The 10812-nt window shown below is 41.9% G+C and carries 4 protein-coding genes; all 4 read right to left on the bottom strand.

The window, feature by feature from the left end; all coding sequences use genetic code 11:
- The coding region (locus ACOXY8_RS13425; protein ID WP_458332118.1) for a hypothetical protein at positions 1 to 2828 on the bottom strand (2828 nt) is incomplete at its 3' end.
- A 437-nt stretch (positions 2829 to 3265) separates the two neighbouring features.
- Positions 3266 to 3475 (bottom strand): PID-CTERM protein-sorting domain-containing protein, encoded by a 210-nt coding sequence (locus tag ACOXY8_RS13420; protein ID WP_458332117.1) that lies wholly within the window; start codon positions 3473 to 3475, stop codon positions 3266 to 3268.
- Between the two features lie 75 nt (positions 3476 to 3550).
- Positions 3551 to 10126 carry a T9SS type A sorting domain-containing protein gene (locus ACOXY8_RS13415; protein WP_458332116.1) on the bottom strand — a complete coding sequence of 2192 codons (6576 nt, stop codon included), beginning with the start codon at positions 10124 to 10126 and terminating at the stop codon, positions 3551 to 3553.
- A 424-nt stretch (positions 10127 to 10550) separates the two neighbouring features.
- Entirely contained in the window at positions 10551 to 10760 is a 210-nt protein-coding gene (locus ACOXY8_RS13410; RefSeq protein ID WP_458332115.1) for a PID-CTERM protein-sorting domain-containing protein, read from the bottom strand.
- Positions 10761 to 10812: the final 52 nt, after the last annotated feature.

The following is a 10812-nucleotide window of genomic DNA, read 5'->3' as shown; positions in this document are numbered from 1 at the left end:
TTTGCACTTGCTGTCGTGATGGGTTCTTGTAAATACGCACCACCTCGACCACTGCCTGCGATTAACGAGAAATCTCCTGTATAAGTCTGCCTTGGACGCCATACCGCATAATCAACGACTCCTGCTGTATGCGTAACGCCTGCCGCACTTAAATCAATCGCAGATGGGAATGGGTTACCTACTAGGTTCCAATCGCTAAACTCTAGTCCTGAGGCCACACCTACCAAGGCTATATTTTGCGTGCCTTGGTTAATCGTGCCCTCCCACTCGATCGTCACCGGATCCGGGGTATAGCTGCCATCATCCAACAAACTACTCGCTTGGCCTTTTGAACCTCTAAATAAGATACGAATCGCCTCATGTGGATCTATCGTTTGGCTTATAGATGTAAAGGCTTCCCACCCTCCATCATTATCTTCGTTACCATCTGCATTCAAAGGATCAAAACGAAAAGCCGAAGGTGCATTCGTCGCTGTCGTGGTAAAGCCATTCGCTGAGCCACCCACTCCCGTAATGTCAATCGCGGTGGCCACCACACTCAATGGTACGGCGGTGGTATATGGATGACTGAAAAATCGAAATGCTCTATTGCCACCCGCTAAAAAACGCTCCTGCTGGACAGCTACAGCTATGCTACCGGCTCCCGTTAAATCGCCGATGCTCGCATCGCCTGTACCATCACTCTTTAAAATGATTTTTCCATCGCCTGTGGCGCCTTTTCCTGCTGCAAACGTTAAGGTAAAGCCCGGTGCCATCGTGAAAGTAGCATTGTTGCCAATCGTAATGTCGCCCGCCTCAAAATCAAAATCAAAAACAGGATACGGTGTCGCGCCCTCGGGTATCACGATGTCTGATCCCGCAGGAGGCAAACCATTATCCCAATTGCCTGCCTCGCCGCCGTCGGAATCTGTACTGCCTGTCCAGGTGTAATCAGTAGGAACAAAAACGGCAAGTCCCGGTATTGGATTAACCGCCGGCATCGCTTCCGGTACATCGTAGGTAAATCCTTGTAAATACGGATAAGAAATATAGCCAGATGGGTTTATACTCCAATCGCCAGCAAGTGGAGCAAAATCCCAGCCTGTAAACGTAGACTGGGTTTTCATCTCTGCAGTTGTCTTTGGCACTCCCTTACCTGTATCACTCTTGCCACTTGTCTCTGAATCGTAGTAGCTATTGGTAACAGTACTAGCACTACCAAAGCTATTTATTGCTCCAATAAGGCCTCCTCCAGTCCCTGAGACTATCCCAGTAGCATAGGAATTTATAATTGCAGAACCATTATTGACTTCACCTGCTAATCCACCTTTATTTGAAGCTCCACCACTAATATTAGCATTTGAGTAAGAATCAATTATATCTACATTAATGTTAGCTCCTACTATTCCTCCAACTGAAAATCCTGACCCACTTACACTACCAGTAGAGTAAGTATTGCGGATGGTTACGGTATTCGCGTCACCAGACAATATCCCTGAGGAAAAACCTCCAGTAAAGCTGGCGTTAACCAAACCTAAATTACTTATTGTGGCTGATTGCAATCTCCCAAACAATCCTGTATAAAAATCCGAAGTTCTATTGAGTGTAAGATTTCGAATAGTATAGTTACCTCCATTATACGTACCAGTAAAATTGGTAGTACCATTCCCTATTGGCAACCAACCTAAACCACAATTCCAGCCAGCTGTGGATGAAGCATCAATATCGGCGGTCTGGATATAATGCGAAGCCCATCTCACTGAGCTTTCAGTTATCCACTTCAAATTCGCCAAAGAAGCAATTTGATAAGGAGATCCAACAGTACCTGAGCCTGCAGGTGCAACGGATGTAATCTCTCCTGTAAATGAAGTTAAAATTGGATAGCCATTATTCAAGCTTGCACAGAAAGTCCATGTAGAAGGGAAATCCCAACCCGCATCCGTAAAGGTTGTTTGAGTCTTCATCTCCACAGTAGTTTTGGGAGTACCCTTGCCTGTGTCATCACTCTGACCACTCGTTTCTGAATCGTAGAAACTATTTGCAATTGAAGGGCTTCCGCTTCCGATTCTTCCAATAAGGCCTCCTTTTAAAGTACCGTTAGTTCCCGTAGTCCCAGATACCACACCTGTTGAATAGGAATTGGAAATAGAAGAATTAGCGTTAAACACTTGGCCTGCTAGGCCTCCACTATAGCCAAAATCACCACCCGTTACAGCTGCTCTGGAATAGCTATTACTAATTTGGCAATTACCACAAGAGCCTATAATCCCGCCAGCAGTTCTATCAGATGAAACTACCCCGGTTGAATAAACATTCTCAATAATTCTTGTCCCAGCACCATCACTAAGGGCAACTACTCCTCCCGAGGTATTTCCATAAAAATTTGAATTTATTACTCCCAAATTTCGGATTGCACTACTCCCAGATATATAACCAAAAAGACCAACATAAATAATAGAGAAGCTATCATCATAAATAAAAAGACCACTAATAGTATGGTTATCTCCATCATAGGTTCCTAGAAAATTATACCCACTAAACCCATTACCTATAGGAGTCCATCCCTTACCTGAGAACCATGTTGAAGTTGAAGATGCATCAATATTGGCTGTTTGAATATAATGTGCAGACCATCGAGTTAATCTATCTGGACTAGCTACAACGGCATCAGTAGCAGCAATCCAATACAAGTTCTCCAAAGTGGCTATTTGGTATGGGTCTAAAGCTGTACCAGTACCTGCAGGCGCTGTAGCCGTCTGAGCACTAACTGTATGGTTAAAGCCTAAGATTAATAGAAATAAGACAGCAAAGGCTAAATATTTGTAACAATTTGTAAAGGTTTTAATCATAGTTCTACATGGTTTGCAATGGATATTCCATACAAAGTAAAACTAATAATTATATTCTATACTAAACCTGAAGTATCATCTTGAAAAAAAATGATAAATATATTTTACATCTACAATTAAAGTGCTAATAATCAATTATTTGAAACCTAATTATGTTAAAAATATTTCATATAAAAAAGTGCTTATTTTGTTTTAACTAAGCAATTTTAAATATAATTTTTACATTAAATAAAACACATAAAAACGAATGAAAAAAAGTATTACTTAATCTAATGACATATAAATGCACATGAATAACATTTTTTCAACAAATCACTTTCACTGAGTTATAGTACTTGAATTCGTCTCTTCGATTTGAGTTTTCTGCTCTTTCTTTGGCAAGTTCTTTTGAAAAAGTACAATTGAGGTTAAACCGTATGAACAAGAAATATAAACTATTACTTTCTCTTCCGATCTTTATTTGTCTTTCTCTTATCCCGTAACTTCTTAGCCCCATAAGCGGCTCCTGCACCAAGCAGTAAGCTCAAGCCACCATCTATCGGGTTGTCCAACACGTCAGGCGTAAAGCTCGGCGGGCCGCCAAAGGTTTGCGCATAGCTGAGAAGAGATAGAAATAAGAGGCTGAAGGTAAGTATAGCTATTTTCATTTGTGATTGCTTTTTACTGGTAAAATATGGCGGGAGGATGGTCTACCCTCCCGCTGTCTTTTAGTTTTGTTATGTTTAGTTTACGATCAGGCGTTTTACAATCCGCTCGGTACCATGCGTGATCTCTACTAAGTAGATCCCCTTGCTCAATTGACTCAGGTTGATATCTAGTTCCGTGGTTGCTGTATTGATCTGCTCGCTTCTTACTTCTACGCCAGCCATTGAGATTATTTTTACGGTAGTCTCGCCTACATTGTCTGGCTTTTGGATGCTGATCCTCACCTGCTCCTGTGCCGGATTCGGTAGTAAGTATGCTTGGAAGCGATGGTTGCTCGGGTGGATACTGGTGATCACTTCTATGCCCATCACGAGATCAAATCGGTGACCTTTCGTTCTTGGATCATCCGTTACCTCAAAGTCGTAGGTCGTGCCTTTTGCTAGAGTGACGTATTCTTCCGTAAAGCGATCGTAGAGTTGGATCGTTCTGCCTTCTTCGATATCAAAGTCAGGTAGGCTAAGCGTGTATTTAAAGTTTGGTGCTAGGATATGTAGTGGAATCCGGTTTTCGCCCTCTTGCTCTGTATAAGTACGACGGTCTATCGCCAAAGCCCAATCATCTTCACTTACTGTAAAGAAGTTCACCAATGGGTTCGCCATCTTAGGTGCATCCTGCAATTCACGTGTTGGGTTATATTCATTCCCTAAGAATACCAATACCCGATCTACAAAATCATTCTCTGCTTCTAAGGCTATTTGTAAGGTATTCTGTCCATAGCGACTTGGCACATCTTCCATCCGCAATACATTCGTGATCTCTCCAGGAGTCGCGCTCGTCTTCGCTGGCTCAGGAATTGTTAAGGTTCCTGTAGTGCCACCTGCACGGATAAAGAAGCCTCCACCTGAAGGGATCTTCGCATTTGTTGGGCTTGTATCAAACGGCTCTTGTAAATATGCTCCACCTCGACCACTGCCTGCGATTAACGAGAAATCTCCCGTATAAGTCTGCCTTGGACGCCATACGGCATAATCAACAACCCCTGAACTATGGCTAACGCCTGCGGCACTTAAATCAATCGCAGATGGAAATGGGTTACCCACTAGGTTCCAATCGCTAAACTCTAGTCCTGAGGCCACACCTACCAAGGCTATATTTTGCGTGCCTTGGTTAATCGTGCCCTCCCACTCGATCGTCACCGGATCCGGGGTATAGCTGCCATCATCCAACAAACTACTCGCTTGGCCTTTTGAACCTCTAAATAAGATACGAATCGCCTCATGTGGATCTATCGTTTGGCTTATAGATGTAAAGGCTTCCCACCCTCCATCATTATCTTCGTTACCATCTGCATTCAAAGGATCAAAACGAAAAGCCGAAGGTGCATTCGTCGCTGTCGTGGTAAAGCCATTCGCTGAGCCACCCACTCCCGTAATGTCAATCGCGGTGGCCACCACACTCAATGGTACGGCGGTGGTATATGGATGACTGAAAAATCGAAATGCTCTATTGCCACCCGCTAAAAAACGCTCTTGGATCACATTCACATCGATGCTTCCTGCACCTGTGAGATCACCGATGCTCGCATCACCTGTGGCATCGCTTTGTAAAATAATCTTGCCATCACCTGATACACCGCTGCCTGCGGTGAAGGTAAGAGTACGTGTAGGCGCTATCGTCAACGTAGCATTCGGCTCAATTGTGATATCGCCCGCCTCAAAATCAAAATCAAAAACAGGATACGGTGTCGCTCCCTCGGGTATTACGATGTCTGATCCTGTAGGGGGTGCCAAACCTCCCTCCCAGTTGCCATCCGTAGCTCCATCTTCTGTACTCATATCCGCTGACCAGATGAATTCACCTGCGAATAAAGTCCATAAAGAAAAGGCTTCGATACCAGTAAGAGTCGCCACATTGCCACTTGCATCTATTGTACCTCCTCTGTTTATCCAATTCGTACCCCCATCAGTCGAGCGATGTAGTGAAAGGCTGGACTCAGTTAAGCTATTGAGTTCAGCATCTAAATAGCTGAAAACCAAGGTTGCATCCAAACCTGTATTTGTGGTAGGTACAATATCGTAACTTCGTAATATACTATTGGCTGTACCTTTGGTTTGGGAGCCATGCGTACGGGTAATGGTGGTACTGCCTAAATTAGTACTCGTCGTAATGGTAGCACCCATACCACCTATGTTTTCGGCAGTTAAGGATCCCAAAGTACGCGTGGTCGTTAATTCTCCTGTACTACCAAAGAATCTGCCTGCACTTTCGTCTAATGTGATATCCTCACCTAAAGTCACCGTCTGTCCGTTCAGGTCTAAGTTGCCTTCGAGAATTAAATTGCCTGTTGAATTAAATCTAAAATTATCACGGATAATGAAGGTGTTCGCATAAATATTTCCTTGCTGGGAGGCGCCTCCAATGATAATTTCTTCAAAGCCATCTAAAATATTGGTACTTAAATTATCCGAAGACAAACTGAGGGTACCTGAGGCAGCATTCAGTCCTATGGTTGTGGTTGGTGTTCGACTTTGCATAGTCAATGTACCTTGACTTGAAAGCTGACTGGAACCGGTTAAGTTTAAATCATCTGTTATTAGGATGATGTTCCCTGAACTAACGCCACCAAGACCTGAAATCTCACCATCTATCGTTAACCTTCCATCGTTTTTCGCTTCTAATGTGATGGTACCTTCAGAAGTGATCGCGCTAGCCGCAGTCGAAATATTTATTGCATCGCCGGTTGCTCTAAAACCATTAATGGTTACGGCTCCTTCTTCTGCACTAATAGTGCCATCAGGCCCTGTTATTGACCCATCGCCAAGGGCAAAACCATCTGAACTAGCATGTGCTATACCGGTAATTGTTATACTCCCAGTTCCTGTAGTAGAAATATCTCCCCCAATACTCACTCCTCTTGCATGTGAAATACCAACATTTCCTCCTTTCCCTAAAATACTGATATTGCCTCCGCCCGCAGCTAACGTACCATTAATGGTAATACCTCTAAACCTTGCATTATTTTCACCCGCAGGACCAATATTGTCTCCAGCTGCATAGCCAATACTTGGATCGCTTCCTCCTCCTAGTGTGATATTGCCGCCTTCTGTATCTAAAGTAGAGCCCTCAGGCAGCCAAATAGCACCTGGCACATTATCTGAAGCAGAATTATTACCACCAGCTCTTGCCCATAGAGTGATCTCATTATTATTTCCTGTAATAGCAGATGCAGCATCGAAATAAATACTGTTACCAGTTTTAATGACTAATGGATCATTATAATTTACTACCGAAGTTCCAATATTAACTTGCCCAACATCCTCACTACCAATAATGATGGAAGAAAAACCATCCACAAAATTGGCGGAAAAATAACTTGCCGGTAACTCCAAAGTACCAGTACCTCCCGCTATGCCTAAAGTGGTGGAAGCTGTTTGAGGGCGAATGGTTAATTCACCTGTACCACTTATTAAAGTTGTAGCCGTTAAACCAGTCCAGCCATTAGAAATAATTTCAATATCCCCACTGGTTCCATCACCAATTTTAGTATCGCTTTGAAGTGCTAATGCTTCAGTAGAAGTGATTCCCAGTCCTGCTTCAATTACAATGGATCCGGAAGTGGAAATCAAATCCGTTTGTCCAGAAGTAAGCCAAACTCCACGAGCAGTTCTACCTGTTGGTGCGGTGGTTTCTTGGTTATGACCTATAATCTGGATATTCCCGCTATTGGTCGAAACAACTTGACCTTGTGTTCCAGCAAACATCGTAACGCCACCACTATTCATCAAATCCGTAGTGCTTCCTGTATAATCTTGAGCCAAACCATTGAGTACAATATTACCGGACTGAGTACTCACCATAATTTGTCTTGGAGAGGATTGGCTTGCTCTATGGAATAGTATACCGTATCTAAAACCACAAGCTGTACAACCAGATGAAGGCTGGTCTGAAGTTAATCGTGCAGTGCCATTTATTGTAATGTTACCTGAGATAGTTGAAGTCTGTGAACCATCCCCCAAGTAAACGCCAACATTCGTACTATATGGACTGGAAGCTAGTGTTGGTGCATATTGATTTCCGCTTTGTCCATTTAATTCAATGTGCCCTGCACCTGTTTGGATAGTAACTTGTAAGTCTAAAGTAATTCCGTGAAAACCATTTTGTGTTGTAGAAGAATTATCTCCAGGGATAAAGGCGAAACTACCAGTTGCATTGCCATCACCAACCGCTAAGCTATTCCATGTAACTGTACCACTTCCTCCACCCATCCAAAGATGCCCCCCATTAGTGTTGATTGTTGTGGACTCTTTGATCCAAATCATTCCTTCATCATTTCCATCAGCATCAGACCAGAATATTGTGTTAAGAGCCTGGGCTGAAGGCTCTATAGTACGAGTAACTTCAAGCATGACATCTCGACCTGCTTTAAGAGTTAGATTCCTAGCCGCAGGAAGCACCGGAGCAATATTCGCATCAATAATCACATCTGTTACTGCTTCAATAATGAGATCGCCAGTGGCTAATGCAGAAGTTACTTCACTTACATTCACTTTGGCACCATCTTTTAGCGGGATTAGTTTACCATCACTTATCATCCAATCAGATGCAGGGTCACTAGGATCACTAGTTATAGTGATAGAACCTATAGCAGCAATCGAAACTAAACCCGGGATTGGATTTACGGCAGGAGTTATTTCGGGCAAATCGTAGGCAAATCCTTGCAAATAGGGATACGAAATATAGCCAGCCGGATTAATGTTCCAATCTCCTGTACTGGCGGTAAAGTCCCAACCAGTAAATGTCATTAGGGTTTTCATCTCGGCAGTGGTTTTTCCTGTGGCGCCATCAGAAGTCAAATTCCCAGAAGTCTCCGTATCCCAAAAATTATTGGTGAAGGTATTTGTTCCAAATAACAGGCCAACGAATCCCCCAATATTGGCACCCGGACTACTAACTAAACCAGTGCTATAGCTATTAATGATCGTTCCAGAGGAGACCGATCCAGCACCTCCTCCCACATAATTATTGCCAGAGACAGAACTTAGGCTGTAGCAATTTTGAATTTGTGAACTTGATAAGCTCCCAACAATTCCTCCAATTTGACCTGCATTACTAGAAATTGTTCCAGTAGAAAAGGATCCAGTTACGGTAGAGCTAGAATTCACAGAACCTGCTAAACCACCTACATTATTTCCACTTGAATTATTAATCGAAACATGACTGAAAGAGTTAAGTAAAGATGAACTAGTTATCATTGATCCAACAATTCCTCCGGTACTTCCGAATGATGATTCAATAGTACCTGTGCTATAAGTGTCATTAATAGAACAACCTTCACAAAAGCCTACAATTGCTCCTATTCCATCAGATGCATTAATGTTTACCTGAGTCATTCCCAAATTACTCACCGTCCCACCATTAATGTACCCAAATAGACCAATAAAACCATCAGAAGGCCTATTGATTGTTAAGCCATTAATTGTATGTCCATCACCATTATATGACCCAATAAAATTAAAATTATTATCTCCAATAGGACTCCAACCTTCTCCACAATTCCAATTAGCCGTTGAAGAAGCATCAATATCAGCCGTTTGGATATAGTGAGCATTCCATCTTCCAGCACTTTCGGTAATCCATTTTAAATTCGCCAAAGTCGCAATTTGAAAAGGGGTACCAACGGTGCCATCACCAACAACAGGTGCCTCTGATGCAATTCCTCCTGTAAAAGATACATTGGGATAATCATCATTTACACCTGAACATATAGACCAAATTGAAGTGAAATCCCATCCCGCATCGGTAAAGGTTGATTGCGTCTTCATCTGTACAGTTGTTTTACCAGTGCCACCTGCCGATGTAGCTTGATTAGAAGTATCGGTATCCCAAAAACTGTTCGTTATGGTGCCTGCCGTCTGAATTTGTCCAATCAATCCACCTTTACTTGTTGCTGCGCCTCCTATATTTCCGGTTGAATAAGAATTAGTGACTGTAGAACTTATAAAAGCACCAATTAGGCCTCCAGCAAACATTCCACTGGCTGATAATGAAACCCTTGAATAAGAGTTTGAAATTATTGCTTGATTTATTACACCAACTAAACCACCAATATTATTCCTTCCTGTTACACTTCCTGTAGCAAAACATTCCGTAACTGTTGAACCTAAGTCTACAACAGCTACCAAACCACCTAAAACATCTTGGCCGGATATATTCACATCAACCACCCCAAGACCCTCAACCTTCCCTCCATTTAAATATGAAAATAAACCCATAAAAGGTTCTAATGGACGATTTATATATAAATCACTTACAACATAACCATCTCCATTATATGACCCAGTGAAACTGCTTATCGGCAGCCAACCTTCACCTGCAAACCAGCTTGTGGTAGCCGAAGCATCTATGTTGGCAGTTTGAATGTAGTGATAACCTTGCCTAGTTGTACGATCCGGACTAGCTACTACAGCATCTGTTGCCGCTATCCAATACAAATTTTCTAAAGTTGCAATTTGATAGGGATCTCCAGGGCTTCCGTCACCATTGACAGGTACTGTAGCTGTTTGCGCCTGAATGTTAATATTAAACCCTAGTGTAAAGAGAAGTAAGAATATGAAAAAAAAAAGATTTTGATTTTTAGTAGAAGTTTTAATCATCGCTTTTATGGTTTTCAATGGAAAATCAAAAAAGCAAGATAAAACTAATAATCATATTCTATACTAAATCTGAAGTATCGCCTTTAAAAAAGTTGATAAATCCATTTTAGATATTCGATTATAGCATTGATAACCAATTACTTATTACGAAATTAAGTGGAAAATATTTCACGTAAAAAACCATTTATTTTATTTTAACTAAGTAATTTCAAATATAACTTTTACATTAAATAAAACACATAAAAACGAATGAAAAAAAACATTACTTAATCTAATGACATATAAATATACATGAACAACAATTTTTCAACAAATTACTTTTACTGAGTTGTAGTACTTGAATTCGTCACTTTGTTTTGAGCAAACTCCTTTTTAAAAAGCACAATTGTGGCTAAACCATCTGAACGAACTAGAATAGAAACTATTACTTTCTCTTCCGATCTTTATTTGTCTTTCTCTTATCGCGTAACTTCTTAGCCCCATAAGCGGCTCCTGCACCAAGAAGTAAGCTTAAGCCACCATCGATTGGGTTATCTAATACGTCGGGTGTAAAGCTCGGTGGCCCGCCAAAGGTTTGCGCATAGCTCAGTGCGGACAAGAACAAGAGGCTAAGGGTAAGGAGAGTATATTTCATCGATTCTTGAGTTGCTTTGTGTTTTGAGTAATTCAGCGGGAGGATGGTCTAC

It is taken from the genome of Peijinzhouia sedimentorum (assembly GCF_049340005.1).
Lineage (GTDB): Bacteria > Bacteroidota > Bacteroidia > Cytophagales > Cyclobacteriaceae > CAXBDP01.
The sequence above is the reverse complement of the archived record's forward strand: the minus strand, read 5'-3'. Positions and strand labels throughout refer to the sequence as shown.

Bases quoted from the DNA above. Each gene is read 5' to 3' on its own strand.
- ACOXY8_RS13420 (WP_458332117.1), bottom strand. From the start codon at position 3,475: ATGAAAATAGCTATACTTACCTTCAGCCTCTTATTTCTATCTCTTCTC.
- ACOXY8_RS13415 (WP_458332116.1), bottom strand. From the start codon at position 10,126: ATGATTAAAACTTCTACTAAAAATCAAAATCTTTTTTTTTTCATATTC.
- ACOXY8_RS13410 (WP_458332115.1), bottom strand. From the start codon at position 10,760: ATGAAATATACTCTCCTTACCCTTAGCCTCTTGTTCTTGTCCGCACTG.